This window comes from Streptomyces sp. NPDC052236, assembly GCF_044548015.1.
Lineage (GTDB): Bacteria > Actinomycetota > Actinomycetes > Streptomycetales > Streptomycetaceae > Streptomyces.
The window spans coordinates 40,759-57,233 of the sequence record NZ_JBIUBL010000017.1 but is presented as its reverse complement, the minus strand read 5'-3'; the positions used below and the strand labels follow the sequence as shown (position 1 = coordinate 57,233).

General features: G+C 68.4%; 16 protein-coding genes. 6 read left to right on the top strand and 10 right to left on the bottom strand.

Going from position 1 to position 16,475, the window contains the following annotated elements; translation table 11 throughout:
* Positions 1-48: 48 nt before the first annotated feature.
* Positions 49-339, bottom strand: a complete 291-nt coding sequence (locus ACIHCQ_RS26335; protein ID WP_399667060.1) for a hypothetical protein — start codon at positions 337-339, stop codon at positions 49-51.
* Between the two features lie 307 nt (positions 340-646).
* Here ACIHCQ_RS26335 and ACIHCQ_RS26330 point away from each other — a divergent pair, with 307 nt between their 5' ends.
* Positions 647-1,150, top strand: coding sequence for a hypothetical protein (locus ACIHCQ_RS26330; RefSeq protein WP_399667057.1), 504 nt, complete (start codon positions 647-649; stop codon positions 1,148-1,150).
* A 30-nt stretch (positions 1,151-1,180) separates the two neighbouring features.
* Here ACIHCQ_RS26330 and ACIHCQ_RS26325 read toward each other — a convergent pair whose 3' ends face one another.
* From ACIHCQ_RS26325 to ACIHCQ_RS26315, 3 genes are all read right to left on the bottom strand, one after another.
* On the bottom strand, positions 1,181-2,503 hold the full coding sequence (locus tag ACIHCQ_RS26325; RefSeq protein ID WP_399667054.1) for an amylo-alpha-1,6-glucosidase: 1,323 nt from the start codon (positions 2,501-2,503) through the stop codon (positions 1,181-1,183).
* A gap of 94 nt (positions 2,504-2,597) precedes the next feature.
* Positions 2,598-3,692 (bottom strand): winged helix DNA-binding domain-containing protein, encoded by a 1,095-nt coding sequence (locus ACIHCQ_RS26320; protein WP_399667051.1) that lies wholly within the window; start codon positions 3,690-3,692, stop codon positions 2,598-2,600.
* A gap of 46 nt (positions 3,693-3,738) precedes the next feature.
* Positions 3,739-4,938 (bottom strand): PucR family transcriptional regulator, encoded by a 1,200-nt coding sequence (locus ACIHCQ_RS26315; RefSeq protein WP_399667049.1) that lies wholly within the window; start codon positions 4,936-4,938, stop codon positions 3,739-3,741.
* 160 nt (positions 4,939-5,098) lie between these two features.
* On the opposite strand from ACIHCQ_RS26315, the gene ACIHCQ_RS26310 reads away from it, so the two are divergent.
* The 5 genes from ACIHCQ_RS26310 to ACIHCQ_RS26290 are packed head-to-tail and all read left to right on the top strand — an operon-like array spanning position 5,099 to position 9,938.
* Positions 5,099-5,902 carry an ABC transporter ATP-binding protein gene (locus ACIHCQ_RS26310; RefSeq protein WP_399667376.1) on the top strand — a complete coding sequence of 268 codons (804 nt, stop codon included), beginning with the start codon at positions 5,099-5,101 and terminating at the stop codon, positions 5,900-5,902.
* The gene (locus tag ACIHCQ_RS26305) at positions 5,899-6,711 is read left to right on the top strand and encodes an ABC transporter ATP-binding protein (protein WP_399667046.1); all 813 of its coding nucleotides are present in this window, start codon (positions 5,899-5,901) and stop codon (positions 6,709-6,711) included. The genes ACIHCQ_RS26310 and ACIHCQ_RS26305 overlap by 4 nt, the downstream gene beginning before the upstream one ends.
* Positions 6,708-7,598, top strand: coding sequence for a branched-chain amino acid ABC transporter permease (locus ACIHCQ_RS26300; protein WP_399667043.1), 891 nt, complete (start codon positions 6,708-6,710; stop codon positions 7,596-7,598). The genes ACIHCQ_RS26305 and ACIHCQ_RS26300 overlap by 4 nt, the downstream gene beginning before the upstream one ends.
* Complete coding sequence (locus ACIHCQ_RS26295; RefSeq protein ID WP_399667040.1) at positions 7,591-8,658, top strand: branched-chain amino acid ABC transporter permease; 1,068 nt, start codon at positions 7,591-7,593, stop codon at positions 8,656-8,658. Before ACIHCQ_RS26300 ends, ACIHCQ_RS26295 begins: the two co-directional genes overlap by 8 nt.
* Entirely contained in the window at positions 8,655-9,938 is a 1,284-nt protein-coding gene (locus tag ACIHCQ_RS26290) for an ABC transporter substrate-binding protein (protein WP_399667037.1), read from the top strand. The genes ACIHCQ_RS26295 and ACIHCQ_RS26290 overlap by 4 nt, the downstream gene beginning before the upstream one ends.
* Before the next feature lie 100 nt (positions 9,939-10,038).
* Here ACIHCQ_RS26290 and pssA read toward each other — a convergent pair whose 3' ends face one another.
* The 6 genes from pssA to ACIHCQ_RS26260 form a co-directional block, all read right to left on the bottom strand.
* Positions 10,039-10,893: a CDP-diacylglycerol--serine O-phosphatidyltransferase gene (gene pssA / locus ACIHCQ_RS26285; protein ID WP_399667034.1), complete on the bottom strand. Its 855-nt coding sequence runs from the start codon at positions 10,891-10,893 to the stop codon at positions 10,039-10,041.
* The gene (locus tag ACIHCQ_RS26280) at positions 10,886-11,542 is read right to left on the bottom strand and encodes a phosphatidylserine decarboxylase (RefSeq protein ID WP_399667031.1); all 657 of its coding nucleotides are present in this window, start codon (positions 11,540-11,542) and stop codon (positions 10,886-10,888) included. The genes pssA and ACIHCQ_RS26280 overlap by 8 nt, the downstream gene beginning before the upstream one ends.
* A gap of 180 nt (positions 11,543-11,722) precedes the next feature.
* The gene (locus tag ACIHCQ_RS26275) at positions 11,723-12,937 is read right to left on the bottom strand and encodes an acyl-CoA dehydrogenase family protein (protein WP_399667028.1); all 1,215 of its coding nucleotides are present in this window, start codon (positions 12,935-12,937) and stop codon (positions 11,723-11,725) included.
* Positions 12,934-13,467: a MaoC family dehydratase gene (locus tag ACIHCQ_RS26270; protein ID WP_399667026.1), complete on the bottom strand. Its 534-nt coding sequence runs from the start codon at positions 13,465-13,467 to the stop codon at positions 12,934-12,936. Before ACIHCQ_RS26270 ends, ACIHCQ_RS26275 begins: the two co-directional genes overlap by 4 nt.
* 2 nt (positions 13,468-13,469) lie before the next feature.
* The gene (locus tag ACIHCQ_RS26265) at positions 13,470-14,444 is read right to left on the bottom strand and encodes an HpcH/HpaI aldolase/citrate lyase family protein (RefSeq protein WP_399667023.1); all 975 of its coding nucleotides are present in this window, start codon (positions 14,442-14,444) and stop codon (positions 13,470-13,472) included.
* Positions 14,441-16,474: a protein meaA gene (locus tag ACIHCQ_RS26260; RefSeq protein ID WP_399667020.1), complete on the bottom strand. Its 2,034-nt coding sequence runs from the start codon at positions 16,472-16,474 to the stop codon at positions 14,441-14,443. Before ACIHCQ_RS26260 ends, ACIHCQ_RS26265 begins: the two co-directional genes overlap by 4 nt.
* Between the last annotated feature and the right edge of the window lies 1 nt (position 16,475).

Sequence of the window (16,475 nt, the reverse complement as noted above, 5' to 3'; positions counted from 1 at the left end):
GCCCTCTTCACGTCACGTCGCGTTCAACGACCGTGGCGCAGTGGGACATCAACTCGCCCGCCGCCTCTTACGATTGGGGCGACGTGGGCGGACGAAGGTGTCGAGCGCGCCCACGGCCGCACGGATATGGGCTGGGCCGCGACGCAACCGCTCTCCCGCGCACCACCAGGACAGCTGCCCGTCCGCATCCCGCGGATGCATGCCCAGGCCATGCTCGGCGCACAGAGGCCACACCTGCCACAGACACTCGGTGACGGTCTCCTGCGCGGCATCGGCGACGATCGCCAGCGCAGAGGCAGGGTCGTCCGCCGAGTCCGGGTACAGATCGCAGTCCTTCACCAGCGGACTCGAAGTGGAGCAGGAGACCAGCGTCGCGTCGAGGTCCAGGAGCAGACCCCGGGCAATATGCGTCCGCCGGCGGGTCGACTCACATCGCCGTCGAGGGCGGTTTTCGGCCCAATGTCGTACGGAGTACGCCACTCACGGCGATACGTGTCTCCCGCCGGGGCGGGCGTTGCTTTCATGGCACGTCAGGTCCGTACACACCCGTGATGGGGGGTGCGCGATGGCATCGCCGTCCCCTCTGCCCGCTCCCGGCAGTTCGAACGGTCGGCCACTCCGCCCGGTGCTCGGGCCTAGCGACGGAGTGGCTCTGCTGATCGCCGAGTATGGGAGCCTGCGCGCCGAAATCCTCAAACTCATCGAGCTTCAGTCGCAACTGCAGACCCTGGCCATCATCGCCTTCGGCACCACCTTGTCAGTCGGGTTTCAGACTGAATCCGCCGTCGTCATGCTGATCCAGCCGGCCCTTTCCCTCCTCCTCGGGGCATCGTGGCTGAACCACGCCCACGCGATTCATCGCATCGCCGCCTACCTGTCCGGGGTCGTCGAGCGGCGCGTCGGGCCGGAACATCTGGCCTGGGAGACCTATGTCCGGGCGCATCCCCTGTCCTTCGGGCGACCTGGGTACTGGGCGACCCGCTCGGTGTTCATCGTCAGCTCCGCGCTATCGGTGGTGGTCGGGAGCCTGATCGCCGATTACGATGCCGTCGAGATCGCCGTCTTGGCCCTTTCCGCCACAGCCGCACTCGCGACTTCGCTCATGTTCTTCTTCTGGCAGGAAGCGCCAATTCCGCTGGACAGCGACTGAGGCAACCAGCCTTCTCCTCAAGGCTCGTCCTCACCATTTTTCCTCTTCACCGAAGAAAGGGCACCGGCCCTCCTCGACCGACGCTCCGGCATAGAGGAACATTCCGGCTGACCAGCTCTGGGACGAGTTGCCCATGGGTTTGCCGCTGAGTCCGTGGAACCATTCGTTGAACTCCCACTCGCCCTCGTGCCGGGCCATGCGATTCATCTCGGCGAGGCGCTCCAGCTGCCGATGCGCCTCTCTGCTCCGGCCCGCCCGGACAAGAGCGGCCACGTAGAATCCGCCGATGAACGGCCACGCTCCGCCGTTGTGATATTGATGAGGGATATTGAGGTTGTACTGGCGGTAGTATTCTCTCCAGTCCTCATCCCCGGGCATCACCGGAGGCCAGAAGGCCTTTACCGGCCACGGATGATTCACTCCCGCTTCTTCGATGTAACCCATGATTCGATCGCTCTGTCGGGCGTCAGCCACTCCGAAGATGACCGCGAGCAGATTGCCAAGGGTGTCGAATCGGTCGCCGTATGCCCGAAAGGCCATGTAGGGGAGGTAATAAGGCCGCTCCACCAGCAGCGTGTCGACCAGCCGCGCCGGAGTCTCCCATTCACTGCGGTGCTTCTTTATCCAGTCATATTGCCGCTCGATCTCGGGGCCGACCCACAGCAGCTGGTTGATCTTGAAGCGGATGTCCTCGGCTCGCTCGCGATAGGAATCCGCAGCGCGGCCGAGCCTGTTCGCCATGCGAGCCATGGACCGATTGGCGGCGAACCACAGGACGTTGGGAAGCAGTGAGTTGTACCTGTTGGCGTAGAGGTCGGCCCAGTCCATCGACTCGTGCACTTCGAGCAGACCGCACTCGTTCACATCCTGGTATTCAAGCCATCTGTAGGCGTTCGCGATGCTGTCCCAGCGGTCGGCCAGATATCGGCTGTCGGGCAGCTTCAGAGACAGCACGTCATGGCCCACGATGTACCACAGGCTGGCGTCGACGGCTCCGGCGAAGACGGTGTCCGCTTGCAAGCCCGTCTCCGGGTTCGCAGTGAAGACGTGGTTGGGGATGCGGCCGAGCTGACTCTGGCATGCCGCCAGGCTGTCCAATGAGCCCTTGAGGAGACCTGTCCCCTGGTCGGTTTGGTGGCTCAGCAGCCCGAGGCCGGTGATGACGGCATCTCGGGCCCACACCTGCGGATAGGCGGACCCGGCCGCTCGCAGACCATCGCCGCCGCCGTTGCCGATGACCACACGCACGGCCTCTTCGGTCGCGCGGAAGATGGCGTCCGTCCGCGCAAACTCGCTGCCGTCGTCCGGTGGCTGAGAACCAGTCACGCGCTCACCCTCGTAGAGTTCACTCAAGCCCGGGAACGTACCGAGCAGGCTAGCGCAGGGTCCCTATTCCAACCCGTACGGGCGCCCCTGTGACGCCCGAACCCGACAAAGAGCTACTGGACTACTGGGCGAAGTGCAGCCGGGCCTCGGAAGCGCCGCGCGTCGTCGCCACCGTCGTGGCCTCCGCCTCCAGTTCCCCCCGTACCGCGGACGACAACGGTCCGAACGGCGTGACCGTCAGGTCGAGTTTCCGCCCGGCCGCCTTCGCGCGCCACGTACCCGCGAGCTCCGAGCCGACCAGCAGCGCGCCCGGCCCGCCGATCGCGCGCCAGAGTTCCTTCTGGCTGCTCCTGTCCGGCAGGACCAGTTCCCGGTCGCGCGCCTGCAGGAACGGATCGCCCGGCGGAAGCAGCCGTACGAGTCCCTCGCTCTTCGCCGACAGCAGCGCGTCCAGTTCGGAGGCGGGCAGCCAGGTCTTCCTGCCGTTCAGCCACACCTCCGCAAGGTCGTCCGGCCCCGGCCACACCGTCTTCACCGCCGTCGGCCTGGTGCCGAGGTACTTCGCCACCTCGGCGGGCGTGGCCGGCCCCAGGAAGCGCAGGTAGGCGCGGACCAGCTCCGTGGTCCCCGATGCCGCGTCCGGTACAGGAAACCCGACGTCCAGCGGGGCCAGCACCGTCCTGCCGCCCTCCGGGCGCACCCCGACCGCCCCGAAGATTCCGGCCTGCTGGAAAAGCAGCCCGGAGATGTGCCGCGCCCCGCACGTCCCGCACCAGTACGTCAGCGACTTCGGTACGGCCGCGCTCACCGCCCCGCTCACCTCGCCCTTGGGCATCGGCGCGGTCACCACCTCGCGGAACGCCTCGGCGGTGACCCGGAAGGCCTCGATGCCCAGTCGTGCCCCCTCCTTGATCACCGCCGTGCTGATCCGCGCCGTCGCGTCGGCGTCGTCCACCGGCCACAGCGCGGCGGCGAGCGCAGGCAGGTCCGTGCGACGGTGCAGATGAGGCGCGCCGCGGAACGACCAGACGAGCTGAAGGCCCTCAAGGGACGCGCCCCGCGCGGCCAGTGCCAGCTTGGCCGATCCGTACGGCGTGTCCTGCGCCCCCATGACCAGTACGTCCGGTACGGGCGAGGAGCGGTCGAATCCGTGGGACGCCACCCGGTAGGCCAGTACCTGTTCCCGGCTCACTTCGATCCGCTGTGCGCTGCTCACGACCGCACCGTACACACAGGCACACACAGGCACACACAGGCGCCGATCAACCCGGCGTCAGCCGGAACGCGTCCAGCGCCAATGTCATCTCGATCAAGTCCCTCGGGCGCGACAGCGACCGCGACGTCAGCTGTTCCAGGCGGCGCAGGCGGTTGAAGACCGTGTTCCGGTGGCAGTACAGCCGGGTCGCCGCCCGCCCCGCCGACCCCTCGCACTCCAGCCACGCGTCCAGCGTCTCCAGCAGCACCGCCCGGTCCGCCGGATCCAGTTCCAGCAGCGGGCCGAATACGTCCGCGATCAGGCGGGCCGCCAGTTCCGGCTGGCTCACCACCAGCGCCGTGGGGAGCCGCTCGTCCAGGCGTACGATCCGCTGCGCCTCCGGGCCGCATGTGCGCAGCGCCGTCTCCGCCAGGCGGCGTGCCAGGCCAAGGTCCGCCAGGCGCGGTACGACCGGGCTGATCCCGCCCGGCCCCGGGCAGCGCCGGTGCAGCACCTCCGCCAGCTCCGCCAGGCCCGCCTCCGGCCCCAACGCGACGACCGCGATCTCGTAGTCCGTACGCATCCGCCAGAAGAACCGCAGCCCCTCCGCCGCCGCGACCCGGTGGAACGGCTCACGCCCCGCCGCCCGCTCCACCCGGACCACCACCACCGCGTACCGCCCCTGCTCCGGCAGATCCAGGCCCGCCGCCGCGCCCGCCACCAGGCCCGGTGTTGACTTCCCCTCCAGCAGCGCGTCCAGCAGCGCCTGCACGCGCTCGTCGCTGCGGCGCTGCATGTCCTGTTCCGTGGAGCGGTACGCGTCCGCGACCGCCGACGCCTGACCGTCCACTCCCGCCCACATGTACGACGCCAGCTGCACCAGCACCCGCAGCGCGGCCGGGTCCTTCTCGGAGACGATTTCCAGGAGCTCCTCCCAGATCAGATAGCCCGCGTGCCGGTACGCGTACAGCAGCAGATCCAGCGGAAGCCCCTGCTCCGCCCGCCGCCTGCCCAGCCGTTCCGCGTACTGGAGGTCCCGCCGCGGCGCCGACCGATTCGCGGCCAGCGCCTCGATGCCGTACCGCATCGCCTCGTTGGTCTGCTGCCAGTGCTCGTCCCGGGGCACCGCGAGATCGAACTGCGGCGAATGCACCCGTAGTTCCTCGATGAGCTGGTCCGTCAGCCGTGGCACGCGCTCCATCAGTACCTCGGAGGCGCTCACAAGGACGGACCACTCACGCTCGGTGCGCGGTCTCTGGCCTCCCATGGCTGGTGAGGATGCCAGCCCTTGTGCCCGTGCACAATGCGCGCGCTCCACCGCTGGTCATCGGCAGCGATTCGGCCGTACGGCGTGGACGGGTACGTCCGAGCGGTGCTGATGTGTGCCCCCACAGCTCAAGCCCGTCGAGCTGGAGATGGGAGACCGTATGGCCGCCTCGCTCGAAGTGCGTGCGCTGTCCGTCGACTACGGGCCGGTACGCGCACTGCGCGAAGTCACCGTCGATGTACCCGAGGGCGCGATCGTCACCGTCCTCGGCGGCAACGGCGCGGGCAAGTCAACCCTCTTGCGCGCCATTTCGCGCACCCTCGCCTACTGCCGCGGCCATGCCACCGGAGGCTCCATCCGCTTCGACGGCCGCCCGCTCGACGGGCTCAGCCCCGCCCGGGTCGTGGCCGCCGGGGTCGTTCAGGTGCCCGAGGGGCGGCAGGTGTTCGCGCGCATGACGGTGGCCGACAATCTGCGGGCGGGCGCACTGGGAGCACGCGGCGGCAGGCGGGAGACCGCCGCCGCGCTCGCCCGCGTACACGAACTGTTCCCGGTCCTCGCGGACCGCGCCCACCAGCGCGCCGGGCTGCTCTCGGGCGGCGAGCAGCAGATGCTCGCGCTGGGCCGCGGCCTGATGTCCGGGCCGCGGCTGCTGCTCCTGGACGAGCCGTCGCTGGGCCTCGCCCCGCTGATGGCCACGCGGATCGCCGAGACGATCCAGGAGATCAACGCCCGCGGCACCTCCGTGCTCCTGGTCGAGCAGAACGCCGCGATCGCGCTCCGGCTGGCCTCGACGGCGTACGTACTCGACGTGGGCGAGGTCGCCCTCGCGGGCCCCGCGGACGAGCTGGCCGCCTCCGACGAGGTGCGCCGCCGCTACCTGGGTGTGGTGGACGAGGACGCGGCAGCCGACGCCGTACAGGCGGAAGTGTCGGCTCCGACCCTGAGGAGGTGGACACCATGACACCCGAAATGACACCCGAAGCTGCGCCTGTACTCGCTGTGCCTGTACTCGACGTCAGCGAGGTCACCGTCCGCTTCGCCGGGCTCACCGCCCTCGACGCCGTCTCCTTCACCGTCGAACCCGGCAGCGTCCACGCCCTCATCGGCCCCAACGGCGCGGGCAAGTCCACCTGCTTCAACGTCCTGTCCGGCGTCTACCGCGCCACCTCGGGCTCCGTACGCTTCGGCGCCGCCGAACTCACCGGCCTTCCCCCGCACCGTATCGCCGCCCTCTCCATCGCCCGCACCTTCCAGAACCTGGCGCTGCCGCCCCACGCCACCGTCGCCGACAGCCTCCTCCTCGGCCGCCACCGGCTCACCCGCGCCGGGTTCATCGCCACCGGGCTGCGGCTGCCCTCCGCCGCCCGCGAGGCGCGGCTCCATCTCGACCGGGTACGGGAGATCGCCGATTTCGTCGGGCTCGGCGACGAGCTGGGGAAACCCGCCGGAGCTCTCCCGTACGGCAAACAGAAGCTTGTCGAGCTCGGCCGCGCCCTGTGCATGGAGCCGCAGCTGCTGCTCCTGGACGAGCCTGTCGCGGGCATGACGGCCGACGAGCGGCGGCAGACCGCCGCCGTCATCGCGGGCGTACGCGACAGCCTCGGCATATCCATCGTGCTGGTCGAACACGACATGGGGGTGGTGATGCGGCTCGCGGACGCCGTGACAGTACTCGACTTCGGACGGCGGATCGCGGGCGGCACACCCGCCCAGGTACAGAACGATCCGGCCGTCGTCCAGGCCTACCTCGGAACGGAGGCGCAGGCATGACCACCTTCATCGAACTACTCCTCGGCGGGCTCTCCATCGGCTCCGTCTACGCCCTGATCGCCCTCGGCTTCGTCGTCATCTTCAAGGCCACCGAGGTCGTCAACTTCGCTCACGCCTCCCTCCTCCTCGCCGGCGGCTATGTCACCGCGGTCCTCCACGACGACATCGGCTTCTGGGCGGCTCTCGCCGTCGGCATCGCGGGCGCTGCGGTCGTCGGCTCGGCCGTCGAGTTCCTGGTCATGCGCCGCTACCGGGGCTCCGACCACAGCGTCCTCGCCATCGTCACCATCGGCGTCGACATCCTGCTGACCACCGAACTCACCCGCCGTATCGGCACGGACGTACTCTCGCTCGGCGACCCCTGGGCCGACCGCGTCGTCACCATCGGCGACATCACCCTCGCGCAGACCCGGATCGCCGCCTTCGTCGCCGCGGCGCTGCTCATCACCGCCTTCCTGCTGGCGTTCCGGTTCACCTCCTGGGGCGTGGCGATGCGCGCCGCCGCGGAGAATCCGCAGACCGCGGCGCTGATGGGGGTACGGCTCGGCCGCGTCTCGCTGTCCGCATGGGCCGTCGCGGGCGCGCTCGCCGCCGTCGCCGCGCTCTTCCTCACGGTCTTCCCGACCCCCGGACTGGAACGCTCCACCTCCCTCGCCGCGCTCAAGGCCTTCCCCGCCGCGATTCTCGGCGGGCTCGACTCCACCACCGGAGCCCTGGCCGGCGGTCTGATCGTCGGCGTCACCGAGTCCTTCGCCACCGGCTACCAGAGCGACCTGTCCTTCCTGGGCAGAGGAATCGGCGATCTCGCGCCGTATCTGGTGATGCTTCTCGTCCTCCTGATCAGGCCCGCCGGGCTCTTCGGCACGAAGGAGCCCGCCCGTGTCTGAACGTCTCGCCCATCTCAAGAAGCCGAAGCCGTACGCCTGGATCGGTGTTGGCGTTCTTCTCCTTGTCCTGCCCTTCTACCTGGACCGCTTCTGGCTCCAGGCCGGGCTGTTCGCCATGGCCGCCGCGATCGGCGCCATCGGCATCAACCTCCTCACCGGCGCCACCGGCCAGCTCTCCATGGGGCACGCCTTCTTCCTCGCCGTCGGCGCGTACGGCTACTGCGTCCTGGCGGGCGGCAACGAGGTCGAGAACGGCCACCGCCTCACCGGCCTGGGACTGCCGACCTGGCTCGCCGCCATCCTGGCCGTGCTGCTCGCGGGCGCGGCCGGCGGCCTGTTCAGCCCCATCGCGGGCCGCCTGCGCGGCGCGTATCTCGGCATCGCCACCCTCGCGCTGATCTTCATCGGCCAGCATGTGCTGTTCAACGCCCGCGATCTGACCGGCGGTTTCAACGGCCGGACCGTCCCGCCGCTCTCCCTCTTCGGCTTCGACTTCGACGACACGGAGGTGGTCGTCGCCGCCGTACCCTTCGAATCCGCGGAGAAGCTCTGGTACCTGGCGCTGGCCGCCCTCCTCGCCGGCGGGCTCTTCGCCCGCGGAGTGCTGCGCGGACGCCCGGGACGCGCCATGAACGCGCTGCGCGACCACCGCATCGCCGCGGGCGTCATGGGTGTGCCGGTCGCCCGCTACCGGGCCGCCGTCTTCGTCCTCTCCTCGATGTACGCGGGACTCGCCGGTGTTCTGCTCGCCCTGGTCTTCCAGCGCACGGTCCCCGAGTACTTCGGCGTGATCCTGTCCCTCGAATTTCTCGCCATGATCGTGATCGGCGGCCTGGGCACGGTGGCGGGCGCGGTCGTCGGCGCGGCCTTCGTCTCCCTGATGCCGCAAGTTCTCACCCACTACAGCGACAGCCTCCCGCTGGTCTCCGCCCCCGGTACGGGCGGGGTCTCGCCGGGGGAGGCGTCGCGCTATCTGTACGGCGCCGCGGTCGTCGCGGTGGTGCTGTTCCTGCCCGGCGGACTCACCCGCCCGACAGTGTCCCGACGGGAGAAGACATGAAGAAGCCCAAGCTGCCGAGGTTGCCGAAGCAGTCGAAGACGTACGTGGCCGTGCTGGCCGTACTGGCGCTCACCGCCGTCGGATGCAGCGAGAAGGCCACCAAGGGCGACGGCGACACCAAGGACGCCGGGGGAGTGAAGACGGGCGAAGGCGTCACCGCCAAGGCCATCACCCTCGGCGCGCTCACCGACATGACCGGTGTCTACGCCTCGCTCGGCAAGAGCGTCACCCAGGCCCAGCAGCTGTGGGCCAAGCAGACCAACGCGGCCGGCGGCATCTGTGGCCGGAACATCACGCTGACCGTCCGCGACCACGGCTACGACCCGCAGAAGGCGGTCGCCGCGTACACCGAGCTCGAACCGAAGGTGCTCGGCTTCGCGCAGTTCATCGGCTCGCCCTTCGTCGCCGCCGTCAAGCAGCGCATCGACGGGCAGGACAAGGGGCTCGTCCTGCCCCAGGCCTGGTCGGCCAGCCTGCTGGGCAGCCCGTACGTACGCGTCGTGGGCGCGACGTACGACATCGAGACCATCAACGCCATCGACTTCCTCCTCACCGGCAAGCGCATCGCCAAGGGCGACAAGATCGGCCATGTGTACTTCGAGGGTGACTACGGCGAGAACGCCCTCACCGGGTCCAAGTACGCCGCCGCACAGGCCGGTCTCACCGTCGTCGAGCAGAAGATCAAGCCGACCGACAACGACATGACGGCGCAGGTCGCCGCGCTCAAGCAGGCAGGCGTCAAGGCGGTCGTGATCAGTGCGGGACCGCGTCAGGCGGCCTCGCTGGTCGGCGTCGCGGCGGCCGGCGGCTTCAACGTCCCGATCGTCGGCAACAACTCCGCCTTCGCCCCGCAGCTGCTGGCGACGCCGGCGGGCCCCGCGCTGATGAAGGACTACTACATCGCCGCCTCCACCCTCCCCATCGGCGCCACGGAGGCGGGCCCGGCCCAGCTTGCCAAGGAGTACACGGCGGCCTACCCCAAGGACGGCCTCGACAACGGAGTGGTCGCCGGGTACACCGCCGGGAAGGTCTTCGGCGAGGCGCTGAAGAAGGCCTGCGCCGACAAGGACCTGACCAGGGCGGGCATCGACAAGGCGCTGCTGACCCTCTCCGCGTACGACACCGGCTTCGGCATCACGCAGAACTTCTCCGACCCCGCCGCGCCCTCGACCCGGGAGAGCGTGATCATGAAGCCGGACAACAAGGTTCCGGGCGGTCTGAAGGTGGTGCGGCCGGCGGCGGTGTCGAAGGCGGCGGAGTCGTTCAAGACCGGCGGCTGAGCGGCTTCACGCGCGCACGTAGGAGGTACGAGGTACGACGAGGGCCCGGGTGCGGATCGCACCCGGGCCCTCGTCACCTACCGATACGTATGGGGCGACTCTAGGGTTGAGCAGCCCTCGCCTCGCGGCGGTTGTCCCGGAAGGTGTTCACCCGCCGCGCCGTCGCGAACAGCGGGATCACCGCGCCCAGCACCACCTGGAGCGCACAGCCCATCTGGAGCAGCATCTGCCCGCCCGGCGCCTCGAACGCCCACGCCGCCAGCAGCCCCATCGCGCCCACGATCCAGGCGAGCATCGCCACCGCGAGCACACCGCGCGGCTTGGGGTACTCCACCCGGCTCACCATCAGCCATGCCGTACCGATGATCGCGAGGAGCGTCGGGATGAACGGCAGCTCAAGCAGCACGATCGAGACGACCGTGAGCGCGCCGAAGGGGCTCGGCATGCCCTGGAACATGCCGTCCTTCATGGTCACGCACGAGAATCTCGCAAGCCGCAGCACCACGGCCAACAGCACCACGATCGCGGCCACGGCCGAGACCTTCTGGTGGGCGTCGTCCGCGACCATTCCGTACACCAGTACGAAGTAGGCGGGGGCGAGCCCGAAGCTGATCAGGTCGGAGAGGTTGTCCAGCTCCGCGCCCATCGGCGACGAGCGCAGCTTGCGCGCCACGAGCCCGTCGCAGAGGTCGAAGATCGCCGCGAGGAGCATCAGGATCACGGCGGTCGCGGCGCTGTGCCGCGCCATGCCGGTCTCCTGGCTGCCCTGGAGATGCGGAATGAGGATCCCGGTGGTGGTGAAGTACACCGCCATGAATCCGCAGGTGGCATTGCCGAGCGTGAGGGTGTCGGCTATTGACAGCCGCAGCGACAGCGGCATGTCCGCCGCGTCGTCGATGGCATCCTCGTCGTCGGTGTCGGTGAACAGGCCGGCCTGTGTATCAGGATCAATCACGGTCAATTCGAGTCACCCCCGCAGTCGTGGTCTGACCGACCTCGACAGCGACGTCGACACCTTCCGGAAGGTAGATGTCAACGCGCGATCCGAAGCGGATCAGACCAATGCGCTCGCCCTGCTCGACCTTGGTGCCCTGCGGCAGGTACGGCACGATGCGCCGGGCGACGGCGCCGGCGATCTGCACCAGCTCGATGTCGCCGAGCTCGGTGTCGAAGTGCCAGACAACGCGCTCGTTGTTCTCGCTCTCCTTGTTGAACGCCGGAACGAAACCGCCGGGGATGTGCTCGACGGACGTCACGGTGCCCGCGAGGGGAGCGCGGTTGACGTGCACATTCAGCGGGCTCATGAAGATCGCGACGCGTGTGCGTCCGTCCTTCCACGGCATGATGGACTGCACCACACCGTCGGCGGGCGAGATGACCCGGCCCTCCGTGATCTCCCGCTCCGGGTCACGGAAGAACCAGAGCATGCCCACCGCGAGCGCGGTGGCGGGCACGGCGATCACCGCGGCGCTCCGGGAGCTGCGTGAGCGGGCCAGGCTGAGTGCGGCAGTGGCGACGGTCGGCAGAAGCCACGGCGATGCTCCGCGAGCAAGGCGTCCCTTGAGGAAGCCGTCGCGTGGTGCAGAGGTTTGGCTGTGGGGCATGGATGACCTTCGTAGCGGATGATGCCGCGCAGGCAACGGGGGACGGCGGCTTTCCGCCGATGTTAACGGGTGCGGGCCGCAACTGGGAAAGCCAGCAGCCCAGTCAGGCGGCCGGAAGGCGGCACGACACGAGGGCAAGAGGGGATGTTCTTCGTGGTCGAACCAAACCAAAAACGACAATCACCCCTGGAATCGGTACTCCTCAAGCAGCCGACGACCAATGATCATTTTCTGGATTTCGGCGGTACCCTCACCGATCAGCAGCATCGGAGCCTCGCGGTAGAGGCGCTCGATCTCGTACTCCTTGGAGAAGCCGTAACCACCGTGGATACGGAAGGCGTCCTCGACGACTTCCTTGCAGTACTCGGAGGCGAGGTACTTCGCCATCCCTGCCTCAAGGTCGTTTCGCTCCCCTGAGTCCTTTTTGCGTGCCGCGTTTACCATCATCGCATGGGCGGCCTCGACCTTGGTGGCCATCTCGGCCAGTTTGAACTGAATGGCCTGGTGGTGCGCGATCGGCTTGCCGAAAGTATGGCGCTGCTGGGCATATGAGACACCCAGCTCAAACGCACGATGAGCGACGCCGCAGCCACGCGCGGCGACATTGACACGGCCGACTTCGACGCCGTCCATCATTTGGTAAAACCCTCGGCCGGTGGTCCCGCCGAGCACCCGATTGGCCGGAATGCGCAGTTCATCCATGATGAGCTCGGTCGTGTCCACCCCCTTGTAACCCATCTTGTCGATCTTCCCGGGGATGGTGAGTCCGGGGCGGACCTCTCCGAAGCCGGGCTCCTTCTCGATGAGGAACGTCGTCATCGACCGATGGGGCGCGGCGGCCGTCTCCTCGGGGCTATGTCCTTCGTCACTCCGGCACAGAACCGCGACCAGATGGGACGTTCCGCCGTTCGTGAGCCACATCTTCTGGCCGGTGAGTACGTACTCGTCGCCGTCCCTGACGCCCTTGGACGTAATCGCCGCCACGTCAGAGCCCAGCGCCGGCTCGGACATCGAGAACGCGCCACGCGTCTCGCCCAGCGCCATCCGCGGCAGGAAAGTCTCCTTCTGCTCTTGCGTGCCGTGCTGCTTGAGCATGTAGGCCACGATGAAGTGCGTGTTGACGATGCCCGAGACGGACATCCAGCCACGGGCGATCTCCTCGACGCACAGCGCGTACGTGAGCAGGGACTCGCCCAGACCGCCGTACTCCTCCGGGATCATCAGCCCGAACAGGCCGAGTTCCTTGAGGCCTTCGACGATCCGCGTCGGGTACTCGTCGCGGTGTTCCAGCTCGGTGGCGACAGGGATGATCTCCTTGTCCACGAAGTCCCGGACGGTCGCCAGGATTTCCTGCTGAACATCGGTCAGACCGTGCGTCTGGGCGAGTCGGCTCATGGCTGCTTCTCCTGCTCACGCTGTGAGGTGTCCAGCAGTTCCGGGCGGCCGGGCTGCTCGCCGCCGCGCGCCTTGATGTACGTCTCGGTGGGCACCATCACCTTGCGCCGGAACACACAGACGAGGGTGCCGTCCTGCTTGTAGCCCTTGGTCTCGACGGACACGATCCCGCGGTCGCTCTTCGACCTCGACGGGGTCTTGTCGAGCACGGTCGTCTCGCCGTAGAGGGTGTCGCCGTGGAAGGTCGGCGCGACATGCCTGAGCGACTCGACCTCCAGGTTGGCGATGGCCTTGCCCGAGACATCCGGCACGGACATGCCAAGGAGAAGTGAGTAGACGTAGTTGCCGACGACGACGTTCCTGCCGAAGTCCGTCGTCTGTTCGGCGTAATGGGCGTCCAGGTGGAGCGGGTGGTGGTTCATGGTGAGCAGACAGAAGAGGTGGTCGTCGTACTCCGTGATCGTCTTCCCTGGCCAGTGCTTGTACACATCGCCGACGGTGAACTCTTCGTAGGTGCGGCCGAACTGCATGGTTACGCCTCCGGGGCTTCGAACTTGGAGGTGCGGGTCAGACCGGCCGCGCGGCCCTTGCCCGCGACCACCAGGGCCATCTTGCGGCTGGCCTCGTCGATCATCTCGTCGCCGAGCATCGCCGAGCCCTTCCTGCCGCCCTCCTCCGAAGTGCACCACTCGTACGCGTCGAGGATCAGCTCCGCATGGTCGTAGTCCTCCTGGGAGGGCGAGAAGACCTCGTTGGCGGCGTCGACCTGACCGGGGTGCAGCACCCACTTGCCGTCGAACCCCAGCGCCGCCGCACGGCCCGCCACCTCGCGGTACGCGTCCACATCCCGGATCTGGAGGAAGGGACCGTCGATCGCCTGGAGGTCGTGCGTACGGGCCGCCATCAGGATCCGCATCAGGATGTAGTGGTAGGCGTCCGCGCCATAACCGGGCGGCTGCTGGCCCACGACCAGGGTCTTCATATTGATGGACGCCATGAAGTCGGCCGGGCCGAAGACGACGGTCTCCATACGCGGCGAGGCGGCGGCGATCTCGTCCACGTTCACCAGGCCCTTGGCGTTCTCGATCTGCGCCTCGATGCCGATCCGGCCGACCTCGAACCCCATCGTCTTCTCGATCTGGGTCAGCAGCAGGTCCAGCGCCTTGATCTGGGTGGCGTCCTGGACCTTCGGCAGCATGATGCAGTCGAGGTTGGGGCCCGCGCCCTCGACCACCGTGACCACGTCGCGGTACGTCCAGTGGGTGGTCCAGTCGTTGACCCGTACGACCCGGGTCTTGCCCGTCCAGTCGCCCTCGTTGAGCGCGTCGACGATGGTGTGCCGTGCGCCCTCCTTGGCGAGCGGCGCGCACGCGTCCTCCAGGTCCAGGAACACCTGGTCGGCGGGGAGGCCCTGGGCCTTCTCCAGGAAGCGCGGGTTGCTGCCGGGGACCGCCAGGCAGGAACGACGCGGGCGAAGGCGGTTCACAGGGGTGACGGGCGTTGTCATGCGGGGACCTCCAGAGGGTCGAGGGGGTCGAGCTTGTTCGCTGTCCGGATCTCGTCGACGATACGGCCGATGATCTCCGTGATACCGAAGTCCTTCGGGGTGAAGACGGCGGCCACACCCGCCGCCTTCAGTTCGGCGGCGTCGGCGTTCGGGATGATCCCGCCGACGATCACCGGAATGTCGGCCGCGCCTGCTTCGCGCAGCCGGTTCAGTACATCCGGCACCAGCTCGGCGTGCGAACCGGACAGGATCGACAGGCCCACACAGTGCACGTCCTCCGCGAGCGCGGCGCTCACGATCTGCTCGGGCGTGAGCCGTATGCCCTGGTAGACGACCTCGAAGCCGGCGTCCCTGGCGCGTACGGCGATCTGCTCGGCGCCGTTGGAGTGCCCGTCCAGACCGGGCTTGCCCACCAGCAGCCGCAGCCGCCCGGAGCCCAGTTCGTCCGCCGTACGGGACACCTTCTCCCGTACGGCCGCGAGCGGCGTGCCCCGCTCGGCGCTCACCGCGACCGGCGCGCCGGACACGCCCGTCGGCGCGCGGAACTCGCCGAACACATCGCGCAGCGCCCACGACCACTCGCCGGTGGTGACGCCCGCGCGGGCGCACTCGACGGTCGCGGCCATCAGATTGGCGGAGCCCGCCGCGGCCTTCTTCAGGGCGGCCAGCGAATCGGTCGCGCGGCCCTCCTCCCGGTTCTCGCGCCACTCGTGGAGCTTCGCGACGACACGCGCCTCGTTCGCCGGGTCGACCGTCATGATGGCCGCGTCGAGATCCGCGGTCAGCGGGTTCGGCTCGGTGGTCTCGTAAATATTGACGCCGACGACCTTCTCCTCGCCGCTCTCGATCCGGGCCCGGCGCTCGGCGTGCGAGGAGACCAGCTGCGACTTGAGATAGCCCGACTCAACGGCCGCCATCGCGCCGCCCATCCGCTCGATGCGGTCCATCTCGGCGAGGGACTCGGCGACCAGCTCCTCGACCTTGGCCTCGATGACATGCGAGCCCGCGAAGATGTCCGCGTACTCCAGCAGGTCCGACTCGTGCGCCAGTACCTGCTGGATACGGAGCGACCACTGCTGGTCCCAGGGGCGCGGCAGCCCCAGCGCCTCGTTCCACGCCGGGAGCTGTACGGCGCGGGCGCGCGCGTCCTTGGAGAGGGTGACGGCCAGCATTTCGAGGACGATGCGCTGGACGTTGTTCTCCGGCTGGGCCTCGGTCAGCCCGAGGGAGTTGACCTGCACGCCGTACCGGAAGCGGCGCTGCCTGGCGTCCTCGATGCCGTACCGCTCCCGCGTGACCTGGTCCCAGATGCGGCCGAAGGCGCGCATCTTGCACATCTCCTCGATGAAGCGGACGCCCGCGTTCACAAAGAACGAGATACGGCCGACCACCTCGCCCCTGCGCTCCTCGGGCACCTGACCCGAGGCGAACACCGCGTCCAGCACGGCGATCGCGGTGGACATCGCGTACGAGATCTCCTGGACCGGGGTGGCCCCCGCCTCCTGCAGGTGGTAGCTGCAGATGTTGATCGGGTTCCACTTCGGGATGTGGTTGACCGTGTACGTGATCATGTCGGTCGTCAGCCGGAGGCTCGGCCCCGGCGGGAAGACATGCGTACCGCGCGACAGGTACTCCTTGACGATGTCGTTCTGGGTGGTGCCCTGGAGCTGGGCGAGGTCGGCCCCCTGCTCCTCGGCGACCACCTGATAGAGCGCCAGCAGCCACATCGCGGTGGCGTTGATGGTCATCGAGGTGTTGGTCCGCTCCAGCGGGATGTCCTGGAACAGCCGGCGCATGTCACCGAGATGGGAGACCGGGACCCCGACCCGGCCGACCTCGCCGCGGGCGAGGATGTGGTCGGGGTCGTAGCCGGTCTGTGTCGGCAGGTCGAAGGCGACCGACAGGCCGGTCTGGCCCTTGGCGAGGTTGCGCCGGTAGAGCTCGTTGGACGCTTCGGCGGTCGAGTGACCCGCGTAGGTCCGCATGAGCCAGGGCCGGTCCTTCTGGCGCTCAGGCATCCGTTCGCTCATG

What these genes read in the sequence shown, in the direction of transcription:
- ACIHCQ_RS26300 (WP_399667043.1), top strand. Translation starts at nt 6,708, where the DNA reads ATGACCACCTTCATCGAACTACTCCTCGGCGGGCTCTCCATCGGCTCC.
- ACIHCQ_RS26315 (WP_399667049.1), bottom strand. Translation starts at nt 4,938, where the DNA reads ATGGGAGGCCAGAGACCGCGCACCGAGCGTGAGTGGTCCGTCCTTGTG.
- ACIHCQ_RS26275 (WP_399667028.1), bottom strand. Translation starts at nt 12,937, where the DNA reads ATGAGCCGACTCGCCCAGACGCACGGTCTGACCGATGTTCAGCAGGAA.
- ACIHCQ_RS26260 (WP_399667020.1), bottom strand. Translation starts at nt 16,474, where the DNA reads ATGAGCGAACGGATGCCTGAGCGCCAGAAGGACCGGCCCTGGCTCATG.
- ACIHCQ_RS26270 (WP_399667026.1), bottom strand. Translation starts at nt 13,467, where the DNA reads ATGCAGTTCGGCCGCACCTACGAAGAGTTCACCGTCGGCGATGTGTAC.
- ACIHCQ_RS26280 (WP_399667031.1), bottom strand. Translation starts at nt 11,542, where the DNA reads ATGCCCCACAGCCAAACCTCTGCACCACGCGACGGCTTCCTCAAGGGA.
- ACIHCQ_RS26305 (WP_399667046.1), top strand. Translation starts at nt 5,899, where the DNA reads ATGACACCCGAAATGACACCCGAAGCTGCGCCTGTACTCGCTGTGCCT.
- ACIHCQ_RS26290 (WP_399667037.1), top strand. Translation starts at nt 8,655, where the DNA reads ATGAAGAAGCCCAAGCTGCCGAGGTTGCCGAAGCAGTCGAAGACGTAC.
- ACIHCQ_RS26310 (WP_399667376.1), top strand. Translation starts at nt 5,099, where the DNA reads ATGGCCGCCTCGCTCGAAGTGCGTGCGCTGTCCGTCGACTACGGGCCG.
- ACIHCQ_RS26265 (WP_399667023.1), bottom strand. Translation starts at nt 14,444, where the DNA reads ATGACAACGCCCGTCACCCCTGTGAACCGCCTTCGCCCGCGTCGTTCC.